Origin of the sequence: Thiothrix subterranea (assembly GCF_016772315.1) — a bacterium.
Classification (GTDB): domain Bacteria; phylum Pseudomonadota; class Gammaproteobacteria; order Thiotrichales; family Thiotrichaceae; genus Thiothrix; species Thiothrix subterranea.
Genome location: NZ_CP053482.1, coordinates 613311 through 634286, shown reverse-complemented (window position 1 = coordinate 634286; position 20976 = coordinate 613311). Strand labels below are relative to the sequence as shown.

The following is a 20976-nucleotide window of genomic DNA, read 5'->3' as shown; positions in this document are numbered from 1 at the left end:
GGGTGGGTGCTGGTGTTTTCATCCTTTATTCCCCTTGGTGCTGCTGGCAACTTTATTATTGGGTTTAGCAGGCGTATCACCCTCGGCACCGTCTTCTAAATAGCGATAGGTTTTTAACGTCGCTTCTAAACGCAAGCGTCCGCTTTGCTCTTCGGGTTTTAGGTCGATATTGTTGATGGTCACAATGCGTGACAACCCGGAAATATCACTGACAAAGGTTGCCAGTTCGCGGTATGAACCTTTGGCAATAATTTTAATGGGTTTTTCCGCGTAAAACTCCATCTGCACTTCATTTTGTGGTTCAAAGAGTTCCAATTCCAAGCCATTGGATAAGCCTTTTTCGGAAATATCCAGAATCAAGCCCGGTATCTCGGTATCGCTAGGCAATTGGCGCAACAAGACGCTGAAAGAGCGCTGCATTTCTTCCATTTGGGCTTGGTATTGTGGCAATTGGCTGGCGCGTTTTTGTTTGGTTTCCAAGTCGGTACGCAATTGTTGCTCTTTGGATTCGACATTGGCGAGTGCCTCCAGCTCATCCACAATAACGAGTTGGTAGCCCAGCACTAAAATAACGATCATGATGACCCCTAGCGCCAGCGCCTTGATTGACCAAGAGACGCTACCGGGATCATCAGCCAGATTATTGAGTTCGTGCATCTTCATCAACCGCCCTCCTGTTTTTTGTTCGGTTTTTTGGCAGCGGGAGGTGTGCCGGTTTTGGGTTTGCTTGGCGCCGCGTTAGCCTCATCTTGTGTTTGACGCAGCAATTGCGTCACATCCAATTTGAAGTCCCTGAGCACCAATTCCCCGTTATCGCCTTCTTTTTTGGTGGAAATAATGTTCAAGTTGGATGAACTCAACCAAGGCGAAGCATCCAGCCGGTTCATGTAGCTGGAAACCCGTGCGTAGGATTCTGCCTTGCCTTCGAGTTCTACTTTGGTGCCATCTTGTTTCAAGTGCAGCAGGTACATGCCTTTGGGGAGGGCGTTCACCATTTCATCAAACAAATGCACGATAGCGGGGCGGGTACTTTGCAAATCTTCGATGACTTGCATCCGATCCAGTAACGCTTGGCGCGTGGCATCCAGTTGCTCAATTTCTTTGATTTGCTTATCCAACTCGGCAATTTGCGTGCTTAAATATTGGTTGCGCTGCTCTTGGTGTTCGATGGCGTATTGCATGTATTGGTGCGCACCAAACACTGCGGCCGCCGCTAATAGGACACTGCCGCCCACGAGGGCGAAGAATTGCTTTTTGTTTTCCTCGCGTGCTTTTTCCCGCCAAGGCAGGAGGTTTAGGCCAGCCATTATTCCAATCCTCGCAGTGATAGACCTGCTGCAATCAGCAAGGCTTGCATATCATTGGTGAAACGCACCGGGCTGACACGCGGCCCTAATGCTACCCGTGTGAAGGGGTTAATGACCCTGACCGGAATGCCGATGGTGGATTGAATTTGTTCGTCCACGCCGGGAATACGGGCGCAACCGCCACAAATCAGGATTTGTGCCACGCTGTCTTTCTGGCTGGAGGCGTAGTAAAACTGAAGAAAACGGTGCAATTGGCGCACCATATTGTCTTTAAACGGTTCCAGCACTTCGGATACGTAGTTTTCCGGTAAATTGCCTTCTTTTTTGGCTAAGCCTGCTTCCTGCCAAGTCAGCCCGTAGCGGTGCATGATTTCTTCGGTGAGTTGACGTCCACCGAACGCTTGCTCGCGGGAAAACGTGAGACGACTGCGCTCGAACACGCTAATGCCGGTCATGGTCGCGCCAAAGTCGACGATCGCCAGTGAATCGTGTTGTTCCAATTCGTTGGTCAAGTGGCGTAGGACTTTTTCCAGTGCGTGGGTTTCGGTATCGACAATATCCACGGTTAAACCGGCCATTTCAGCAGCGGCTACCCGGACTTCGACGTTTTCTGAGCGGGTGGCAGCCAGTAACACATCCACGGTTTCCGGCGAATTGGCGGACGGTCCCAGAATTTCAAAGTCGTAATTGACCTCGTTCATGGGGTAGGGGATGTGCTGCTCGGCTTCCATCGACATTTGCGCTTCCAGTTCTGCTTGGGGGATGGAGGCGGGCATGGGAATAATTTTGCTAATAGCCATCGACGTCGGAATCGCCAAGGCGCAATGCTTCAGTTTAGAGCGGCTATCACGCAAGGCTTTGCGGATGGCTTCGCCCACGGGTTCCGGCTCTACGATGTCTTTTTCATTGGCAACGCCCTCCGGTAGGGGGGCAACGGCATAACTTTCAATCCGGTAGTCGCGTCCCTTACGGGTCATTTCCACCAGTTTTATGGCGGAAGAGCTGATGTCCAGACCGAGTAAGCTTTCTTTACGAGGATATATTGAAAACACAGGCAATTCCGAGGTTATTGTTATTATTAAACGTTGTGGGGCGTATCTTTTAATTATTTTCAGGTCAATGGTAGCGTCGAATCCTAAATTAGTCTACTCTGCCCGTCTTGGGTGGCGTGCTTTCAGATAAACGGAAGCCGTGCGTAAATGAATAAAAGTCCAATGTAGTCATGCGGTTCATCTATAAATTCTTCCAGCTTGTTTTAGGCGCTTTTTTCGCGCTCCTCACTTTAGGGGCGTTGGGATTGTTTGCGCTTTATTCCCACTATGCCCCCCAGTTACCTGATGCGGCAGAGTTACGTAAAATCGACATTCAAGTGCCGCTGCGTATCTATGCCCGCGATGGCGCATTGTTGGCTGAATACGGCGAACACCGCAGTCGCCCGGTGAAATTGGATGATGTGCCTAAAAATCTGCAACAGGCATTTTTAGACATTGAAGATGCTCGCTTTTATGAACACCAAGGGGTTGATATAAAAGGGGTGTTACGGGCATTGCGCAGTGTGATTTCCACGGGTTCTGCCAGCCAAGGTGCCAGCACCATTACCATGCAGTTGGCGCGAAATTCCTTTCTGGATTCCGGTAAAAATTTCGAGCGTAAGCTTAAAGAAACCCTATTAGCCATTAAAATGGAACAGACGCTGGATAAGCCCCAGATTCTGGAACTCTACCTTAATAAAATTTATTTGGGCAATCGCGCGTATGGCATTGCGTCCGCTGCGGAAATTTACTACGGCAAAACCTTGGCGGAACTGACCTTAGCGCAAAGTGCGATGATTGCCGGATTGCCCAAAGCACCGTCGCGTTATAACCCGCTGGCTAACGCTGAACGCGCCATGATCCGCCGCAACTACATCCTCAAGCGCATGTTGGAACTTGGTCATATTTCCCCCGATGACTACCAAATCGCCATCAACGAACCCAATACCGCGCAACGCCATAAAACCGAGATTGATGCGGATGCACCGTACCTTGCCGAAATGGTGCGTGCAGACATTGTAAAGCGTTTTGGTGAGGCCAATGCTTACACCCAAGGTTATCACGTGTACACCACCTTGGATTCCGCTACCCAAAAAGAAGCCGCCGAATCGTTACGCAAATCCTTGTCCGCCTATGACCAACGGCACGGTTATCGCGGTGCTGAAGACAAATTATCCTTGAGTGAATTGAAAAATGAGGATGAGATGCGCGACAAGCTCTCGTCTTACCCCACGTTTGGCGATTTGCACCCCGCCTTAGTGCTGCAAGCCGGAGCCAGCAGCGCTGAATTATTGGTGGGTGAAACCCGTGTAACGTTGAATTTGGATGCGGTGAAGTGGGCGCGGGCGTTTAAAAGCGAAGACCGCCGTGGCTCTTCCCCTAAGCGAGTGAGCGATGTCTTGAGTCCGGGTGAGATTGTGCGCTTACGCCAAACCGATAAAGAAAAAAATACTTGGGTGCTTTCGCAAGTGCCGACTGTTGGTGGGGCTTTGGTCTCACTGGATCCGACTGACGGTGCGGTGCGTGCGGTGATGGGGGGCTTTGATTTCCAGCATTCCAAATTCAATCGGGCGACGCAAGCCATGCGCCAGCCGGGTTCCAGCTTTAAGCCGATTGTGTATGCGGCGGCTTTGTCGAAAGGCTTCACGCCCGCCAGTGTGGTGAACGATGCACCGCTTGATATTCCGGGGAGTAATTGGAAACCTGAAAACTTCGGCGGCAGATACATTGGCCCGACCACGTTACGCGAAGCGTTAGCAAAATCACGCAATCTGGTTTCTATTCGTTTATTGCGCAGCATTGGGATTAATTACACCATTGATTTTGCGCACGAATTCGGTTTTCCCAAGGAAAATTTGCCCCCCAATTTGACGCTGGCTTTAGGCACTGCCATGACCACGCCGATGGAAATGGCAACGGCTTACGCGGTGTTTGCGAACGGCGGTTACAAAGTCGACAGTTACTTTATTACCAAAATTGAAGACCGTAACCATCAGGTATTGTTTAAAGAGACTTCACCCAGAATTTGCGCCGGTGAAACCGATGTGTGTGTGGTCGAGAAAAAAGTCACAGACAACACTGATCTGCCCGCAAAGGATTACGAAGGCAAGGATGGCAAGACGGCTGTGCCTGCTAAAGCGGCTGATGACAAACCCATTTGGGAAACGGCGGCTGTTGAACGCCCCAAAGTAGGCGAAGAGGGGGTTTATCCGGCGGCTAAACGCATTTTGAATAACAGAGCGCATTACCAGATTGTGAGCATGATGCAGGATGTTACCCAGTCAGGAACAGCAGCGCGTGCCGGACGCAGTTTGAACCGTAAAGACATTGCGGGTAAAACTGGCACCACCAATGATCAAAAAGATGCATGGTTTTGCGGATTCACGCCAAGCGTTGTGACGGTCGCTTGGGTCGGTTTTGACGACATGGCGAAGTTAGGCGAGGGCGAAACGGCGACCAATGTAGCGTTGCCGATGTGGATTGATTTCATGCACCGTGTTTTGAAGGGTGAACCGTCGAAAGAATGGGAAAAGCCGGTGGATATTAAAGAAGCGGATTTGGATTTGGGCATTGAGAACGATAAACCGCAGCGGCGTACAGAGCGTGCTGAGCGTTCAAATGCTGGCTTTCAGTATAAAAGTGAGCGTGATATTGCCCCGCGTCAAGCTGCCCAAAACGGGGGAGCGCCGCGTGCACCTGCTCCGCAACGTACACCGGAACGGGTAGAAATTCCTGAGCAATTGTTCTAATGCGTAATACCCGTGAAGAAACCCGCCATTTGGTGGCGGAAGAAGCCGCCCGCCTGATTTACGAAGAGGGAATGCGCGATTACCGCTTGGCGAAGTTGCGGGCAGCCGAACAGTTGGGTGTTTCCGCGCACGGCAGTTCCCAGCCGACCAATGAAGAGATTGAGGCGTCAATTCATCAACGCATTCAATTGTTCGATGCGGAGACGCAACCTGCGTTGTTGCGCCAGCACCGTGAAGTGGCGTTGGAAGCGATGGAGTTTTTGCAAGCCTACAACCCTTATTTGACAGGTGCAGCGTTGGAGGGAACCTCCAGCCCGCATTCGGCGGTGACGCTGTATTTGTCAGCCGATGGGGTGGAACAGGTGATGTTTTTTCTGGAAGATCAACACATTCCGTTTCAAGTACACGAGCGCCGTACCCGTTTGGGTAATAAAAAGCAGGAATATTTCCCGCTGTTGCGTTTTTATGTGGATGATGTGGAAGTGGAGTTGATGGTATTTCCCCACGATGATCGCTTTGCGAGTGCGCCGATTAGCCCGATCACGGGCAAGGCGATGAAGCGGGCGGATCGGAAGAAAGTGGCGGCGTTGTTGAATGTTATTTGACCATCAATATTTAAACATCAACAGACCTTGACTCATTCGAGTGTATTCAAATAGGTAGTGTCTGCGTCGTGAAAATGGCTTTACTCTGTAAGCAGAAAAACTTACAGGACGTATGTTATGAGCACCGATAAGGAAAGACTATCTGCTAATCCTTTTTTGATTTTGGTAATTGCTATTCAGCATTTATCAGTGCATAACGAAATCCTTTAGTGATTTCTAATAAATACCTTTCCATAAATTATCCCAAAAAATTCCGACACAAACTAATACTTATTTGTGGTTGCGAGGTTACGGCGAATTTATGCGTGAGTACTTGAAATATTTGCATTTAACTAAAGAAATGTTATTCATTAAGGAGTAGGCAATGAATTTGTTGATTGAATGGAACAATCTAGTATTAGATGCGATTCGTGCGTTAGGTAAACTACCCGTAGAGTCTAAAGAACGTAATCGCGGTGGTCCTCCTCAAATTGCAAGATCATTAGGTATTATTTACACCATTATTTATGACTCTTGGTCTGCCTATGATCCTGTAGCAAACCCAAGTATTGGTAATCCTATACGATGTCCTGAGCCACAATGTACATTGGCAAATAAACGTAAAGCTATTTCTCAAGCAGCATATCGCGGAATAATAGATCAGTTTCCTCCTTCTGCATTTTCACCAGTATGTGAGGTTAAGTGCAATTCCTTTAAAGATGAATATCAATTTCGCTTAGAAGCTCTGCTAAGAAAAGAAGGCATTATGCTAGGTGATACCAATACAAACTCTGATAATCCAGTTGGTATTGCTAATATTATGGCTGATCGTATTCTACAAAGTCGACATAATGACTTTGCAAATCAGGACAATCTTTATGATGACACATCAGGTTATCAATCAGTTAACAAACCAATGTCTGTTATTTTGCCTGCTACGATGGATGCGATCGACTTTCCTGATAGATGGCAGTCTTTAACCTATTTGAATATTCATAATGTTGCGGTTTCACCTAAATTCATTACTCCACATTGGGGCGGTGTTGTGCCATTTTCACTAGAGAATGGACAGCAATTTAGACCAGCACCTCCTCAACCTGTTTTATCTCAGGGTTTTCTGGATCAAGCTCGTCACGTTATGGATATACAAGTAAAACTAACACCAGAACAGAAAGTGATTGCCGAATATTGGGCTGATGGTCCTAACTCTGAATTACCACCGGGGCATTGGACTGAGTTCGCTGCTTTTGTCCTAGAGCGTGATTATGGTGGCGAAGCCGATGCTGATTATTCTATTGATAATAGTGTGAAGTTACTGTTTTTAGTGGCAAATGCAGTATTTGATGCAAGTATTGCGACTTGGGATGCAAAGGTGGCTTTTGATTATGTTCGACCCATTACCGCTATCCGCTACTTATTTGGTGGTAGAAAAATATTAGGTTGGGCAGGAGCAGGAAAAGGAATACAAGAAATTCAGGGTGAAACGTGGAAGCCTTTCCAAGTGGCTTCATTTCCCACTCCACCATTTGCAGAGTTTACATCGGGACATAGCGGTTTTTCCATGGCTGCTGCTACAGTATTGAAAAAATTTACGGGAAGTGATCGATTTGGCTTTTTCTATGCACAAAACTCTCCGTTAAAAGCAGATCCGAGTGAAGCAGTAACTGATGTGGTTTTATCTTGGCCGACATTTACTAGTGCGGCAAGAGAGGCTGGGGAGTCGCGTTTATTTGGAGGCATCCATTTCTATGAAGGTAATGTGGTTGGGTTAGATTTGGGTGAAAAAGTCGGTACACAAGTTTTTAATAAAGCTTACAAGCTTTGGTCTGGTAGCTGAAACTAATGCGGGTTTCAATATCCAGTTTACCCAAATCACCTGTCGGGGGTGGTAGCGTACAGCGGCACATTCAACAACACCTGCATTTTCGCCTTCGGTAACGCCGTCAGTCGAAACTGAATATGCCCACCCAACCCATGTACCCGCTTTTGCATGGTACTCATCCCCGTCCCCGCCCGCCACGTTGCGGGCAGGGACACTCGCCCATCGTTCATAATGCAAACATGCAAACGCTGCGCTTTAACCGAAATCCCAATCTCCAACACCTCCGGCAACGCATGGCGCAACGCATTACTCACTGCCTCACGCAGAACCTGTGACAATTCCAACACCTGCTTAGCACTCAATGCAAACCCATTCAACTCCCCCTGCTGCCACACCAATTCCACCCCAGCCGCCTCCGCTCTTTCCGCAATCTCCACCCGCCAATCCGCCACTTGATCGACCAAGCGCAGCGGGCTGGTTTTTTGCGATAAACGAATCGTATCCCGCAACGTCGTCAATGCCAGCCGTGCCGCCTGCTTGTGTTCTGGGTCAGGCAATTTGTGCATCAGTGTCATCAATTGCGCTCCCACGCTGTCATGCAAATCACCCATAATGCGTTGCCGTTCCGCCAGTACCGTTTGTTGGCGGGTTTCGCTGGCAACACTCGCCATGCGAGCAATCGTCAGCAGCGATTCGGTTTGCTGCCTATCGGCTTTATTGAACAAATGCGCCGCCATTTGTTTGCCACTCAGTCGATAAGCATGGTGATTGCCAAGGCTCGGCACGGTTAGGTGCAAACCATTATCCGCCAACATCACCGCGCTGCTTTGTTCCGCCAAACGTTCTATATGTAAGGGGCGAAAGCGTTGTTGCAATGCCGCCTGCCAACGTTGCTCAAAGCCTTCTTTAGACGTGGCATCTGCCATGCTTTGGCTAAACACCGGTAAAAATGCCTGTAAGGATTGCCGCTCATCCGGCATGATTTTTTCAAATAACCACTGCCGCAACGGAAAGTACACAAAACCCGCTAAGATCACTGACCCGCCCAACGCATAAGCGGTTGAAGCCTGAAACGTCGCTGCTAATACCAAATCCAATATCAGCACCACACTGCCACCCACCAACCACAGCAACGACCGAAACCACCAATACTCAATTTCAAACAACCGAAACCGCAAAATACCGACAGCCCAACCCGTAAACGTAGCGACCAGCAACGCACGGGTCGTCACTTCTGAGATAAAAGGTTGTACCCCAAACATCAGCGGAAATCCGTACAACAGCATAATCAACCACGCCGGTAGTAACGTCGAGAACTGCAAAACCCATACCGTGGTGCGGTCAACCGGGTTTCCGCGTGTCCGTTGCCATTGCTTGTAAAACAGCCAAGTACCAATTACGATAAATGGCGTTATGGGTGTGATGTAAATATGCAAAGGCATCGCAACCCATTGAAAATAATAGTTAAGTGTCAACAGCAACATGATGCCAGCGATTGCCAGCATTCCCCACTTGGCGGCTATTTGCCGTGGGTAATAGCACAAAATGGTCAATAAACTCCCCAGAAACACATTCATGGCTAATGCCTCTGCCGGTATCATGACCTTAAGCCAAGCAGGGGGCAGGTAAAACTCACGGCTAATCAGCAAACGGAAAATGCTACCGGCACAGTAATAACTCAGGCAAGCCAACAACAAACACGTGGATTCCAAGGTATGCGGCTTATACGTCCACACCACCACACCAACCAATAATCCAGCGATATTGGTAAGCGCAAACCACCAAAAGAAAGCGGGTATCTGCACAAGCATCGTGTGGGGTTTAATGGATAAGGTGATACGTTGTTGTTCCGCCGTGATGAGATTGACCGGCATATCGCCAGTGAATGCCTGTGCTAACTGCGCTTGCAGGGCAATGTATTGGTTGAGTTCAGCATAAGTTGGAATAGACAGCGGTTCTATTAGCAGCAGGGGTTGCAATTCAATACGCGCCGTCGGGGTTTCAATGGCTTGCAAAGCGCTGGCATTGGCTAACTGACCCGCAACAGGTGAATCCGGCGAAACCAGTCCAATCACCTGTTGCGCTTTGACAGCAAGTTGTACGCCTGTCCAGGGCAATTGCAGGTGCAGGTACAACGTCAGCGCTTCAACCAAACAAATAAATACCAAACCCAACAACAAGGCATTCGCGGGCGACGCCTTGGGCGGGGGAATAGCCGCGAACCAGCGCATTAGTGCGAATCCGTATTCACCAACCCCATGCGACAAGCTTCCACCGCTGCTTCGGCGCGGCTCGAAATGTTTAGTTTTTGGTACACATCACGGATGTAACGCGCCACGGTATTGTTGGAAAGTGTTAACAATTTTGCCACGTCGTTGCGGCTCAAGCCTTTTGCCACCAGTGTTAACACTTCCTGTTCCCTTGGGCTGAGTTGATTGAGCTGGCTTGACTCGGTGTGCGGGGGACTGACCACCGCAGATTGGGGCTGTTCGGCGTTTACTTCCGTGAAATAGCGCAATATTCGCCGTGAAATACTCGGTGATAACGGCGGGTCGCCGCTGAGAATGCCGCGCAATTTCTGAATGAACCGTGCATCGGGCGAATCTTTCAATAGATAGCCATGCGCACCTGCCCGTAATGCCTTGAGAATATGCTCTTCATCGTCAAAAATGGTGGTGATTACAATGTAAGCATCGGGGCAACGTTGGCGCACACAACTGATCAAGTCGATACCGCTGCCATCGGGCAAATTGAGATCCAGCAAGGCTAAATTGAAATACTGGGTTTGCAGGGCATCACGCGCTTGCTGGCAGGTCATGCTTTGCGTGGTGCGTATGTCTCCAAACGTTTGGGTAAGAATATCACGGAGCCATTGGCTAGTTTCTGGCACATCTTCGACAATTAATGCATGTTGCATAAACGATTCCCTGTTCTGTGGTGCTGTGGGGAGGCTGAACATCGGCTTTTAAGTGTTGTATAGTAGATTGATCAACTTATTGCTCCCATGTACTTAGGAATGAACACGACAAAATGACCGATCACCGTACCCTGCTATTAGAAATCTATGCCGCTGGCTTAAGCGCCGTCAATGGCGAGATGGCTGTTTACCAAGCATTGCTTGCCAAGGGTAAGCGCGAAGCTTGCCATGTTGTGGCGATTGGCAAAGCGGCTGAAGCTATGTTCATGGGGGCAAGCCGCTACCTAACTACGCAGATAAACAGTGCTTTGCTAATCACTAAACACGGTCACGTTACGATTGCGCTCCCGCCTTATGTGCAAGTCGTCGAAGCGGCACACCCCGTTCCTGATGAATCGTCATTAGCGGCTGGTCAAATCTTACTGACTTACCTACAAACACTCCCTGAAAATGAGCCCGTGTTGTTTTTGATTTCAGGTGGCACATCCAGTTTGGTTGAAGTATTGGATGTGAGCTGGAACTTGCCACGCTTGCAACAAGCGACCCAAGCGATGTTGGCAAACGGGGCAGTTATTAGCGACATTAATGCGATGCGGCGAGCGCTATCTTTAATTAAAGGCGGCAAATTGTGGGAATATTTGGGGGAACGTCCGGTCACTTGTTTGCTAATGTCTGATGTACCCGGTGATGATCCCGCAGTAATTGGTTCGGGATTATTGTTTCCCGCACCGCATGACAGGTTTGATTGGCAAATTGTCGCGAGTAATCGCCAAATGCTGGAGGCAATGGCTGCTACTGAATCAGCCGATTTACCGGTGCAGCTAATGCCTGATTTTATCGAAGGTGATGCGGAAGTGATGGCGCAATGGTGTGTGGAACAGTTGCAGGTGAGCGCTCCCGGTCTTTACCTGTGGGGCGCGGAAACCACGGTGCAATTGCCGTTGAATCCCGGTCGTGGCGGGCGCAATCAGCATTTGGCCTTGGCAGCGGCGCTGTGCCTAAACCCGAAAGATGACATTTACCTATTGGTTGCCGGGACGGATGGTTCGGATGGCGTGACAGCCGATACCGGAGCGCTGGTCGATAATGGCACTGTCTCGCGTGGTAAATCGCAAAATCTTGACCCGTGGGCTTGTTTACGTGCCGCTGATGCCGGTACATTCCTTGAAGCCAGCGGCGACCTGATTCACACAGGGCCGACGGGTACGAATGTTATGGATGTCATTATCGGTTTAAAATTACCATGCAAAACCTCTACCGAGCAGCTCACGCCTGCTTAATGCAAGCGGATATTGAGCAGAAATTGGTCGGTGCGCAGCAACTCTACACCGCTTGGCAACAGGGCGACTTATTGCGTGATAATGAGTCGAATTTTCCGGTGCAGCCTATTTTGATTCCCGGTCGCCCCGCCAAGCCGGAGTTAGTGCACCCTAAGCATGTCAAACAGCGCAAACTCAGCACCCCAGAAGGGCGGCGGGCATTATTACACGCGGTTGCGCACATTGAATTTAATGCGATTAATTTGGCGCTGGATGCAGTCTACCGTTTTCGTGAATTACCGGATGCTTATTACGGTGATTGGTTACAGGTCGCGGCGGAAGAAGCTTACCATTTCAGTTTATTACGCGCCCGGATGCAGGATTTTTCTTGCGCTTATGGTGACTTACCCGCGCACAATGGCCTGTGGGAACAAGCCTGTAAGACCGACCATGATGTGCTGGTGCGCATGGCATTGGTGCCGCGAGTGCTCGAAGCCCGTGGGCTGGATGTTACCCCCGGTATGATGCAGCGTTTACGCGAAGTCGACGATGCCGAAACCGTTGAAATATTAACAATTATTCTGCGAGATGAAATCGGGCATGTGCGGATTGGCTCGCATTGGTTTCATTACTGTTGTGCGCAACGTGGCTTAGAACCCGATGCCACGTTCCGGCAATTACTCCGTGAAGCTTTGCCCGTGCCGTTGCGTGGCCCATTTTATACCGAGGCACGTTTGCAGGCGGGTTTTAGCGCTGAAGAATTGGAGCAGTTGGTAGACATGGAAAAAAATTGGGTTTAGAACACCGCTCATCGGCTTAACTGGCCACTCCCTGAATCGTTACAAGTATTTTTGGGAATTTTCCGGCAAAATTGAGGTCATTAGACTATATTAATGGTCGGGCTTTTCAGTGAGTGTCTTATTGTCATGAAAAAAATAGTAAAAAAATTCGGTTCAGTGTGGCTGGTCGTGGGTTTTCTGTGTTTGCCGCTCAGTGTATTCGCGGCAGAAGCAGAACCCGCGAATTGCTTAAATTTCAATGCAAAAACCCTCAATCAGCACGCCAGCGCGTATCAAGCAGGCATTAAAAAAGCCGCTAACCGTTACAGCGTTAACCCGTCGCTGATCAAGGCGGTGATTGCTACCGGTAGCTGCTTTAATCATGCTTATGTTTCGCCCAAGGGGAAGGTGGGCTTGATGCAATTGCAGATGGATACCGCTAAGCGTTTCGGGGCATCGGATGTTTTCAACCCAGAAGCCAATATTGATGCGGGAACGCGCTACCTCAGTTATTTGCTCCGACGTTACCAAGGCAGCATCGCGGAGGTATTGGCAGCGTATGTTGCCAACAGCGGCACGCTTTGGCATGAGCCGGAGTTACCCGTGGCACTTGAGCTGATTCAAGAGCCGGTTAAGCAACACTTGGCGACTCTGCTCAAGCTCGACAGCAATAAGAAAGCCAATCGCCAAGCGGTGGCATTATTGAAAAAATGGGCAAAGTCCACCAAGGTCTATCACACGGCGTTAGCGGCGTTGCCTCGCCCGGATATTAAAGCCGCCAAAACGTGGTTTCAGTCGCGTTTAACCAAGGTGCACTACCCGCGCACGCCCGAAGCCAGAGGGTGTGGTGGTTTCAGTGCCAAAACCTTGCAAACGAAAGCTGCCCCGTATGATGACATTATTCAACAGTCCGCCAAACGTCACGGGGTGAACCCTGCGCTTGTCAAGGCGGTGATTGCCGCCGAGAGTTGTTACCGGGAAATGGTGGTGTCCTACAAAGGCGCGTCGGGTTTGATGCAATTAATGCCAGGAACGGCGGCAGAGCTGGGAGTGCTTGATATTTTTGACCCACAGGAAAATATTAACGCTGGTACGCGCTACCTCGGTTGGTTATTGCGGCGTTACGACGGCAGCGTGTCTCATGCGATTGCGGCCTACAACGCAGGGCCCGGCAGGATAGAGCAGGGCGCACCCATTACGATTGCGTTTACCGAAACCCGTGGTTATATCCGTAATGTGCTAACCAATATGACTAAGTTGGAACAAGGTAAACAATCCATTGAACAGGCTCGCTTGCTATTAGCCGGTTGGGAACAGGCTGAGCTGGCGTATCAAGCCGCATTGTCCGGTGAAACGCTGGCGGTCGCTGAGCCTGAAACCGTTGCTGCTTCAGCAGAAACGCCAGAACTTAACCCTGAAATGACCTTGGCATTTATACGCACTGAAAAGGTTTCGCCGACTGAAGCAAGTGCCGAGACACAGCCAAATTTGCACCTGATTTCAACGCTTGATCAGGGGATTGCTGAAGGGATTGTGCGGGTCAAGCATGTGAGCACTGCTGAATTAGTGCCGACAGAAACCATGGTTGATCCTGAACCGTTACCGTCAGTGCCACCAACCATGCCACAAGAACAACCAGCACCACCGGCTTTGCAAGCCTGTGAGGTTATGCCAGCGGCTTTGCTGGCGCAAACGGAGCAGCGTGGCAGCGGGCGTTATGGGGCATTTTTTTACGCTGTCCAAGCGGGTGATACCTTGGAACAGGTGGTGGTGAAGCTTGGCGTTAATGCCGAAGCGGTTATGCAGCTCAATAATGTTGCGTGGGATGAGCCATTGCGGGCAGGTGGGCAATTGAAGGTCGCGGAGTGTGCGCGGGGGTTGTAATGGATATTGTAGTGGTCGCGCCTATCAGTGCTGTGCAAAATGGTTCGATTGAAGAGAAGCCAGTTTTGTTTTCACCAACACCACTGAAAGGTTTTGGAACGCGATTACACCAGCGTGTGATGGTGTTGACGGGTGGGGACTATTTACAGACTCCGGTTCGTTCTCTTCCGCGTGTTGCCCCTGATTTTGCCGATGATTAGGTTCGAGAGTATTTGTGATATGTTTGTCACGGCATCCCTGAATATTGGTTGGTGAACCTGAAGGAAAATTGCCTTGAAGTGTTCCAGCAGCCGGAAAATGGGCGATATACCAGCTATCGGAGTTTGAAGGCGGGAAGTGTGTTTGTTTGTGGGAATGGTAAACAGGTGATGATTGGTTGTGTGTTGGTGTAGTCATTCAGATCGCATTAGAGAGCCACTTTTGATAATATTTTAAGGTAATCAAATAGAGTGCAGCCCAACCATGCCAGCCAGAGACATCTACCACAACACCGTCAAACATGCCCTAGAAAAAGGCGGCTGGAATGTTACGGCTGACCCATTTTTGTTACGCGCTGGCGCAATATCCATGTATGTGGATTTGGGGGCAGAACGTTTACTGGCAGCGAATAGAAATGAAGAGAAAATTGCGGTAGAAATTAAATGCTTTTTACAAGCCTCTGATATTTCTGAGTTCCATGCGGCGCTGGGACAATTCATGAACTATCGCCTTGCTTTGAGTAAGCAAGAACCCGATCGTGTTTTGTATCTTGCCGTACCTGCTGACACCTATGATTCATTTTTCACCCAACCATTCATTCAAGATGTATTGCATCAGTATCAAGTTAAGCTGATTGTATTCATATCTAATCAAGAGGTTATCACGCAATGGATAAGTTAATGCTGTATCGTCAAGCTATTAAAAATCTGCTTAAAGAATATGCTGATCTTTCCGCAGCGGATAAAGAGGTGGATACCCAACTGTTGTTTGATGAAACTCATGACCACTATCAACTCATGCATGTTGGTTGGATAAATGGGCAGCGAATCTACGGTTCAGTTATTCACTTGGATTTAATCCATGGTAAAGTTTGGCTGCAACACAATGGCACGGAAGGCGATATTGCTCAGGAATTGATGGCTGGCGGTGTGGCACGGGAAGATATTGTGCTGGGTTTCCGTTCGCCTGCGGTGCGCGTGCATACGGGGTATGCGGTCGCTTGATCCATAGGGCTGTTACCCCAGCCAATGCTTTCCGCTATAATCCCCCCTTTCTAACAGCCCAACCCCGTGGACACCATGACCGACCGCCTAACCGAAACCGCCCGCCGCCGCACCTTCGCCATCATTTCCCACCCGGATGCCGGTAAAACCACCATGACTGAAAAGGTGCTGCTATTCGGGGGCGCAATCCAGCTTGCAGGCACGATCAAAGGGCGCAAAGCCGGTCGCCACGCCACCTCCGACTGGATGACGATGGAAAAAGAACGCGGCATTTCCGTCACCTCATCGGTGATGCAATTCCCCTACGACGGGCGCATCGTCAACCTGCTCGACACGCCGGGGCATGAAGACTTCTCGGAAGACACCTACCGCGTGTTAACCGCCGTCGATTCCGCCCTTATGGTCATCGACGTGGCAAAAGGTGTTGAAGAACGCACCATCAAACTCATGGAAGTGTGCCGCCTGCGCAACACGCCGATCATGACCTTCATCAACAAGCTCGACCGCGAAGGCAAAGAACCGATTGAGTTGCTGGATGAAGTCGAAACCGTCCTTAATATCCAATGCGCCCCGATTACCTGGCCTATCGGCATGGGCAAACGCCTCAAAGGGATTTACCACCTCTACGCCGACAAAGTAATTCTCTATAAACCCAGCACCGAACGCCGTCAGGATTACGATGAAATCCAAGGGCTAGATAACCCCGAACTCGACAAACTGCTTGGCACACAAGCCGACGAATTACGCGAAGAAATTGAGCTGGTGAAAGGCGCAAGCCACGAATTCGACCTGCAAGCCTACCTCGACGGCAAGCTCACCCCGGTGTATTTCGGCACCGCCTTAAACAGCTTCGGCATCCGCGAATTGCTGGACGGTTTCGTGGAAAATGCCCCCGCGCCACAAGCCCGCCCGACCACTACCCGCAAAGTCGAAGCCGCCGAAGAACCGTTCACCGGCTTCGTCTTCAAAATCCAAGCGAATATGGACCCGCAACACCGCGACCGTATGGCGTTCATGCGCATTTGTTCCGGCAAGTTTGAAAAGGGCATGAAGGTCAAACACGTGCGCATCGGCAAGGATGTCAAAATCCCCGATGCGCTCACCTTCATGGCATCTGACCGCGAACACGTCGAAGACGCTTACCCCGGCGACATCATCGGCTTGCACAACCACGGCAGCATTCGCATTGGCGACACCTTCACAATGGGTGAAAACCTGCAATTCACCGGTATCCCCAACTTCGCCCCGGAACTGTTCCGCCGTGCGCAATTGCGTGACCCGCTGAAAATGAAGCAGCTCCAAAAAGGTTTGGAGCAATTGTGCGAAGAGGGCGCAACCCAGCTTTTCAAACCCGTCAATAACAACGACCTGATCCTCGGTGCGGTCGGTGTATTGCAGTTCGACGTGGTGGCGCAACGCCTCAAAGATGAGTACAAAGTCGATGCCATGTTTGAAGGTGTGAACGTGCAAACCGCTCGTTGGGTCACATCCACCAACGAAAAGAAGTTTGAGGAATTCAAAACGAAAGCGGCACAGAATCTGGCTTACGACCATGCAGGGGAATTGGTTTACATCGCCCCGACGCGCATCAACCTGCAAATGGCGCAGGAAAAATGGCCGGATATTAAGTTCCATTCCACCCGTGAGCATGGCGTGGCGACGGGCTGATATGCCTACAGCAAATGAGGATTCGGTTTTTAATCTCCCCTTATCAGGAGAGGGACAAGAAACGGCGGTATATATCCGCAATTACGGAGGCATGATTATGGTTATTCCTACCTGTTTGCACAATGATGACAAGCCAAGTCCTCATGAGTTAGTCAAGCATTTGTTTGGTCGTTATGGCAGTGAGCGCGATGACTTGAGCATTAACCGTAAAGCCATTTTGCGGGAGAAGCTGAATGCGAAACATCCAACAAACGCAACAGAGTTTTCTATTTTGGGTGCAAAATGCCTCCCTGATCGTTTTGTGTGAACGCCTCAACACCTGTTTCGTTGCCAGCGTCGATAGCGATTTCACCGTTTACCGCGATTACGCTACCAATCTGTTTTGGGAATAAGCGTTGTATTAACTGCTATCGTTCGTCCGGCACAGGTGCATTCCCCGTAACACGCGACCATAAGCGGCGGATGATTTGATTGTTTTTGTGGCTAAATCCTTGCGCCAGTTTGTGACTGTCCTGTGCAAATTTAGGGTATGTATGTGTGAGGTGTTGGTATTCTTGTTTGCCTTTTTCCTGCCACCCGCCCTGATGGTACAGCGCGGTGCGCAGCATGGTTGACCACAAATGCTTGAGTTTTATTTTCTTGGCCTCTTGCGCGGCGGCGAGGTAGCGACCTTCGTGGTAATGGTATACACACAAGGGCATGTGATACCAATCCGGGTAAATGGGGCTGATATTAATACAATCCTGTATCAGTGCTGCCCCCCGCTCCCATTGGCCTAGCCCTATGTAAATCAAACCCGCAAGATTGTTAAGATGGCTGTCGAGCGGGTTGATGGCTTGCGCTTGGGTGATGCTATCGGCACATTGCCCGTATTCTTCTTGGAGTATGTATGACATGGCTTGAAACAGATGCGTGTAAGCATTATTGGGTGCTAGTTGAAGTAAACGTTCCACGGTTTGGGCAGTACGAGCGTGCAGCCGTTCAATTTCATGATATTTCAGTAAATAATCCCCACGGCAGTGGTCAGCAAACATAATCAGTGCCGGTATATCATCTGGAAACTGCTCCAGTCGCTGCTCACAAGCACGTAACGTGGTACGAAAATTATCGTGAGAAATATTCGAGCAATACTGGCGAAATGTGACCAATACTTGATGTTGTGAACGGATGGGTTTGCCCGCATCCAACAGTTGGCGCACCCAATAATCTTGTGCAATTCCTTTTTCTGCACCTACCGTGTCATGAGCAATGCGTTTAAAGATTTGTTGACGTAATGCCAGAGCTGGGTAGGTGTGATCGAGTGCAAAACTGTGCGCCCAGACAATTTGACGATTCAATCCATGCACCAGACTGCACTTGAGGCTATAGCCCGATTCGGTAGGGTAAAGGTCAAAAAACAGAGTAAAATCTGCGCCATATTGTTGCCAGAGATCAGACTGCCAAGATGCATCCGCTAACGTCACCTGACAAAAACGGAAGTGTGCCATGACCGCCACATAATCATCCGTCAGGCGGGTGATGAAGGCGTTTCCCACTGTTGCATCGGTCACGAAATGGCGGGGGATACACGTAATGCTGGGGCCTTGCGATTGGCTGACTGCCGCGTTTGCCCGTTCCAGTGGGAAAACAGGGTGCTGGTAGCTGAATTCAGGGCAGTAACTGCCCATCGGCAAGTCGATACGAACGGTGTCAAAGCGGCCTTCTGTCGCGTAATACTCATGCAGTTGTTCCCGCAGCCGTCTGGCTTGCACGCGCACCAAAGGGCTTTCCAAGGCACTAAAATCTGTTGGTCTTCCCAGTGCGTGAAGAGCAATGGTGTATTGTGTGATTTGAGTTTGTTTTCCCTCCAGACTTTCCTGAACAATATAGCGCAAAAATTGCCTCAACATTTTGCGGGCGCGAAAACAGCGGCTTGTCAGAATGCGTTCAAGTTCAGCCTCTATTGCAGGACGATCAATTTCCATGCATTACCTTTAAGGAAGTGGACGTAAGTTATGTACTATAGGGGGTTGCATACAAAGTTATACCATCCATTCTCTGTTTTCACGCAAAGGGGTCATTAAAAATAAAAAAGGCTACGCAGTTGGGGCTGGTAGCCTTAAAGGGCTTGCGAGGGATAATGCAAGATTTTTTAAAATTAATTAATGATAGAGTGTTAAGTGTGTGAATTTCTAAAACAAGCAAATGCTACCATTTCGGAATAAATCATAACAGTAACTAAAATTTGTTACGAAAATAATAAGTAACTATTGCTCAATAATTTTATCAGTAGTATTTAAATTTGAAATTGGCGCAATTGATTTTTCTTGGGTTAATCTCCTATGAATTAACTCAGCAATTGTTTCGAGGTGTGTATCCAGCGGATTAATCGCTTGCGCTTGTTGCAGAGCTGCTAAGCACGCATCATGCTCTGCTGACAACAGGCAAGACAGCGCGTAGTACAAGTGTGAATAAGCATTGCCGGGGGCTAGTTGCAGCAGTGTTTCGGTAATGTAGGCGAGGCGTTCTTCCAAGGTCTCAATTTGCCGGTATTGGAATAAATAGTCCATGCGGCAATAATCAGCGTAAACAATCATCGCCTGCACGTCATTCGCAACGTGCGCTAAGCGTTGTTCACAAATTTTGACACTGCGCTGAAACGCGGCGGGGGAACGTTCCCATAATTGCTGACGTAACGCCAACATCACCTGATAGTGCGCGGCAATCGGTTTGCCTGAGTCAACCAAGTAACGCGCCCAAACCTGATGCGCCACGCCTTGTTCATAGCCTAAAGTATCGTGGGCAATGCGTCTAAAAATGCCTTGAAGCTGGGATTGAGAGTCGCCGAAGTGTGCATTGAGCGTAAAACTCTGCGCCCATGCCGTTTGTTCCGTGGGGATATGTATCAAGCTGCATTTGAGACGGTAATGCTCGGCAGTGGCGCTATGCAGATCCAAAAATAGCGCGAAATCCGTGTGGTGTTGCTGTAGCGCATCACGCGATTGCCAGCGGGTTTCCTGCGCAAATATCACTTGGCAACCGTTAAAATGCGTCAAAATATTCACATAATCGCGGGTTAGACGTGTGATAAGTGACCAGCTATCCGGGTTACTCATGAACGTGCGGGGGATACAAACAATGCTGGGGCCTTGGGATAGGCTGAAGCTTGTCTGTGCCAGCATTACTGGTTGATACACGGTTTGCGTGATGGAGTGGGTAAACGTGGCATGGTAGCCGCGTGTTGCCAATTCAATCGTTATGGGATCAAAACGGCCTTCGCTGGCATAATATTCATCCAATAGCTTGCGTAAGCGCCCAGCCTGTATGCGTATTAGCGGGTCAGTTGCACTGTTAAAATCAGGTGATTTTCCTAATCCTTCGACAGCAATGGCGTATTGTGTGATTTTTGCAATATTTCCCGCCAGCGTTTGCATCACCACGTAATGCAAAAAAGCCCGCAATACTTTACGTGATCGAAAATGGCGGCTTTTTAAAATATTATTCAATTCTGATAATACGGATGATTCATCAATACTCATAAAAATTTAACATGTCAATATTAACCACCTCGCCAAAAATAGTTGCCGCAGCACTTGCAACGGTAGCGGATTTTTTGCGGTGAAAATAGACGTTGCCACCAATTAGGGCGTGAGCGGCGAGCAGGTGAATCACATTTGGGACAGGTAGTAAGATTGGTTCCTGACATGGCTATCCACTCACTGATACTGCGGATTTATTAATCTGCTTGTTGTTTTCAAAAAAAAGGCTATCCAGCAATATTTTCTGGATAGCCA

General features: G+C 49.3%; 19 protein-coding genes. 12 read left to right on the top strand and 7 right to left on the bottom strand.

What is annotated here, in order from left to right:
- Positions 1-18: 18 nt before the first annotated feature.
- Genes HMY34_RS02995 through HMY34_RS02985 form a run of 3 tightly spaced genes read right to left on the bottom strand, consistent with a single transcriptional unit; the run spans position 19 to position 2359 of the window.
- Positions 19-663, bottom strand: coding sequence for a type IV pilus inner membrane component PilO (locus tag HMY34_RS02995; protein ID WP_202717835.1), 645 nt, complete (start codon positions 661-663; stop codon positions 19-21).
- Positions 663-1307 carry a PilN domain-containing protein gene (locus HMY34_RS02990; protein WP_202717834.1) on the bottom strand — a complete coding sequence of 215 codons (645 nt, stop codon included), beginning with the start codon at positions 1305-1307 and terminating at the stop codon, positions 663-665. Before HMY34_RS02990 ends, HMY34_RS02995 begins: the two co-directional genes overlap by 1 nt.
- A complete protein-coding gene (locus HMY34_RS02985; protein ID WP_202717833.1) occupies positions 1307-2359 on the bottom strand; it encodes a pilus assembly protein PilM in 1053 nt (350 codons plus the stop codon). The genes HMY34_RS02990 and HMY34_RS02985 overlap by 1 nt, the downstream gene beginning before the upstream one ends.
- Before the next feature lie 170 nt (positions 2360-2529).
- Between HMY34_RS02985 and HMY34_RS02980 the strand changes: the two genes are divergently transcribed.
- From HMY34_RS02980 to HMY34_RS02970, 3 genes are all read left to right on the top strand, one after another.
- Positions 2530-5088, top strand: a complete 2559-nt coding sequence (locus HMY34_RS02980; RefSeq protein WP_202717832.1) for a penicillin-binding protein 1A — start codon at positions 2530-2532, stop codon at positions 5086-5088.
- Entirely contained in the window at positions 5088-5693 is a 606-nt protein-coding gene (locus HMY34_RS02975; RefSeq protein WP_202717831.1) for a hypothetical protein, read from the top strand. Before HMY34_RS02980 ends, HMY34_RS02975 begins: the two co-directional genes overlap by 1 nt.
- A gap of 364 nt (positions 5694-6057) precedes the next feature.
- The gene (locus HMY34_RS02970) at positions 6058-7509 is read left to right on the top strand and encodes a vanadium-dependent haloperoxidase (RefSeq protein WP_202717830.1); all 1452 of its coding nucleotides are present in this window, start codon (positions 6058-6060) and stop codon (positions 7507-7509) included.
- A gap of 35 nt (positions 7510-7544) precedes the next feature.
- On the opposite strand, the gene HMY34_RS02965 is transcribed toward HMY34_RS02970, so the two are convergent.
- Positions 7545-9725: a sensor histidine kinase gene (locus tag HMY34_RS02965; RefSeq protein ID WP_202717829.1), complete on the bottom strand. Its 2181-nt coding sequence runs from the start codon at positions 9723-9725 to the stop codon at positions 7545-7547.
- Positions 9725-10411, bottom strand: a complete 687-nt coding sequence (locus tag HMY34_RS02960; RefSeq protein ID WP_202717828.1) for a response regulator transcription factor — start codon at positions 10409-10411, stop codon at positions 9725-9727. Before HMY34_RS02960 ends, HMY34_RS02965 begins: the two co-directional genes overlap by 1 nt.
- 113 nt (positions 10412-10524) lie before the next feature.
- Between HMY34_RS02960 and HMY34_RS02955 the strand changes: the two genes are divergently transcribed.
- From HMY34_RS02955 to HMY34_RS02915, 9 genes are all read left to right on the top strand, one after another.
- Positions 10525-11691: a glycerate kinase type-2 family protein gene (locus tag HMY34_RS02955; RefSeq protein WP_202717827.1), complete on the top strand. Its 1167-nt coding sequence runs from the start codon at positions 10525-10527 to the stop codon at positions 11689-11691.
- On the top strand, positions 11655-12470 hold the full coding sequence (locus HMY34_RS02950; RefSeq protein ID WP_202717826.1) for a ferritin-like domain-containing protein: 816 nt from the start codon (positions 11655-11657) through the stop codon (positions 12468-12470). The genes HMY34_RS02955 and HMY34_RS02950 overlap by 37 nt, the downstream gene beginning before the upstream one ends.
- A 126-nt stretch (positions 12471-12596) precedes the next feature.
- Positions 12597-14333, top strand: coding sequence for a transglycosylase SLT domain-containing protein (locus HMY34_RS02945; protein WP_202717825.1), 1737 nt, complete (start codon positions 12597-12599; stop codon positions 14331-14333).
- Positions 14333-14533 (top strand): plasmid stabilization protein, encoded by a 201-nt coding sequence (locus HMY34_RS02940; protein ID WP_202717824.1) that lies wholly within the window; start codon positions 14333-14335, stop codon positions 14531-14533. The genes HMY34_RS02945 and HMY34_RS02940 overlap by 1 nt, the downstream gene beginning before the upstream one ends.
- A 33-nt stretch (positions 14534-14566) precedes the next feature.
- On the top strand, positions 14567-14725 hold the full coding sequence (locus HMY34_RS02935) for a Uma2 family endonuclease (RefSeq protein ID WP_202719109.1): 159 nt from the start codon (positions 14567-14569) through the stop codon (positions 14723-14725).
- A 70-nt stretch (positions 14726-14795) separates the two neighbouring features.
- Positions 14796-15212, top strand: coding sequence for an element excision factor XisH family protein (locus HMY34_RS02930; protein ID WP_202717823.1), 417 nt, complete (start codon positions 14796-14798; stop codon positions 15210-15212).
- Complete coding sequence (locus HMY34_RS02925) at positions 15200-15535, top strand: XisI protein (protein ID WP_202717822.1); 336 nt, start codon at positions 15200-15202, stop codon at positions 15533-15535. The genes HMY34_RS02930 and HMY34_RS02925 overlap by 13 nt, the downstream gene beginning before the upstream one ends.
- Before the next feature lie 75 nt (positions 15536-15610).
- Positions 15611-17203 carry a peptide chain release factor 3 gene (locus HMY34_RS02920; RefSeq protein WP_202717821.1) on the top strand — a complete coding sequence of 531 codons (1593 nt, stop codon included), beginning with the start codon at positions 15611-15613 and terminating at the stop codon, positions 17201-17203.
- A gap of 233 nt (positions 17204-17436) precedes the next feature.
- Complete coding sequence (locus HMY34_RS02915) at positions 17437-17595, top strand: hypothetical protein (RefSeq protein WP_202717820.1); 159 nt, start codon at positions 17437-17439, stop codon at positions 17593-17595.
- 15 nt (positions 17596-17610) lie between these two features.
- Here the strand turns inward: HMY34_RS02915 and HMY34_RS02910 are convergent, their stop codons facing one another.
- Together HMY34_RS02910 and HMY34_RS02905 are read right to left on the bottom strand one after the other, a co-directional pair.
- Positions 17611-19167: a tetratricopeptide repeat protein gene (locus HMY34_RS02910; RefSeq protein ID WP_202717819.1), complete on the bottom strand. Its 1557-nt coding sequence runs from the start codon at positions 19165-19167 to the stop codon at positions 17611-17613.
- 282 nt (positions 19168-19449) lie between these two features.
- Entirely contained in the window at positions 19450-20721 is a 1272-nt protein-coding gene (locus tag HMY34_RS02905) for a hypothetical protein (protein WP_202717818.1), read from the bottom strand.
- Positions 20722-20976: the final 255 nt, after the last annotated feature.

What these genes read in the sequence shown, in the direction of transcription:
- HMY34_RS02940 (WP_202717824.1), top strand. Translation starts at nt 14,333, where the DNA reads ATGGATATTGTAGTGGTCGCGCCTATCAGTGCTGTGCAAAATGGTTCG.
- HMY34_RS02960 (WP_202717828.1), bottom strand. Translation starts at nt 10,411, where the DNA reads ATGCAACATGCATTAATTGTCGAAGATGTGCCAGAAACTAGCCAATGG.
- HMY34_RS02970 (WP_202717830.1), top strand. Translation starts at nt 6,058, where the DNA reads ATGAATTTGTTGATTGAATGGAACAATCTAGTATTAGATGCGATTCGT.
- HMY34_RS02965 (WP_202717829.1), bottom strand. Translation starts at nt 9,725, where the DNA reads ATGCGCTGGTTCGCGGCTATTCCCCCGCCCAAGGCGTCGCCCGCGAAT.
- HMY34_RS02980 (WP_202717832.1), top strand. Translation starts at nt 2,530, where the DNA reads ATGCGGTTCATCTATAAATTCTTCCAGCTTGTTTTAGGCGCTTTTTTC.
- HMY34_RS02995 (WP_202717835.1), bottom strand. Translation starts at nt 663, where the DNA reads ATGAAGATGCACGAACTCAATAATCTGGCTGATGATCCCGGTAGCGTC.
- HMY34_RS02915 (WP_202717820.1), top strand. Translation starts at nt 17,437, where the DNA reads ATGCGAAACATCCAACAAACGCAACAGAGTTTTCTATTTTGGGTGCAA.
- HMY34_RS02920 (WP_202717821.1), top strand. Translation starts at nt 15,611, where the DNA reads ATGACCGACCGCCTAACCGAAACCGCCCGCCGCCGCACCTTCGCCATC.
- HMY34_RS02990 (WP_202717834.1), bottom strand. Translation starts at nt 1,307, where the DNA reads ATGGCTGGCCTAAACCTCCTGCCTTGGCGGGAAAAAGCACGCGAGGAA.
- HMY34_RS02910 (WP_202717819.1), bottom strand. Translation starts at nt 19,167, where the DNA reads ATGGAAATTGATCGTCCTGCAATAGAGGCTGAACTTGAACGCATTCTG.
- HMY34_RS02955 (WP_202717827.1), top strand. Translation starts at nt 10,525, where the DNA reads ATGACCGATCACCGTACCCTGCTATTAGAAATCTATGCCGCTGGCTTA.
- HMY34_RS02930 (WP_202717823.1), top strand. Translation starts at nt 14,796, where the DNA reads ATGCCAGCCAGAGACATCTACCACAACACCGTCAAACATGCCCTAGAA.
- HMY34_RS02905 (WP_202717818.1), bottom strand. Translation starts at nt 20,721, where the DNA reads ATGAGTATTGATGAATCATCCGTATTATCAGAATTGAATAATATTTTA.
- HMY34_RS02975 (WP_202717831.1), top strand. Translation starts at nt 5,088, where the DNA reads ATGCGTAATACCCGTGAAGAAACCCGCCATTTGGTGGCGGAAGAAGCC.
- HMY34_RS02925 (WP_202717822.1), top strand. Translation starts at nt 15,200, where the DNA reads ATGGATAAGTTAATGCTGTATCGTCAAGCTATTAAAAATCTGCTTAAA.
- HMY34_RS02945 (WP_202717825.1), top strand. Translation starts at nt 12,597, where the DNA reads ATGAAAAAAATAGTAAAAAAATTCGGTTCAGTGTGGCTGGTCGTGGGT.
- HMY34_RS02950 (WP_202717826.1), top strand. Translation starts at nt 11,655, where the DNA reads ATGCAAAACCTCTACCGAGCAGCTCACGCCTGCTTAATGCAAGCGGAT.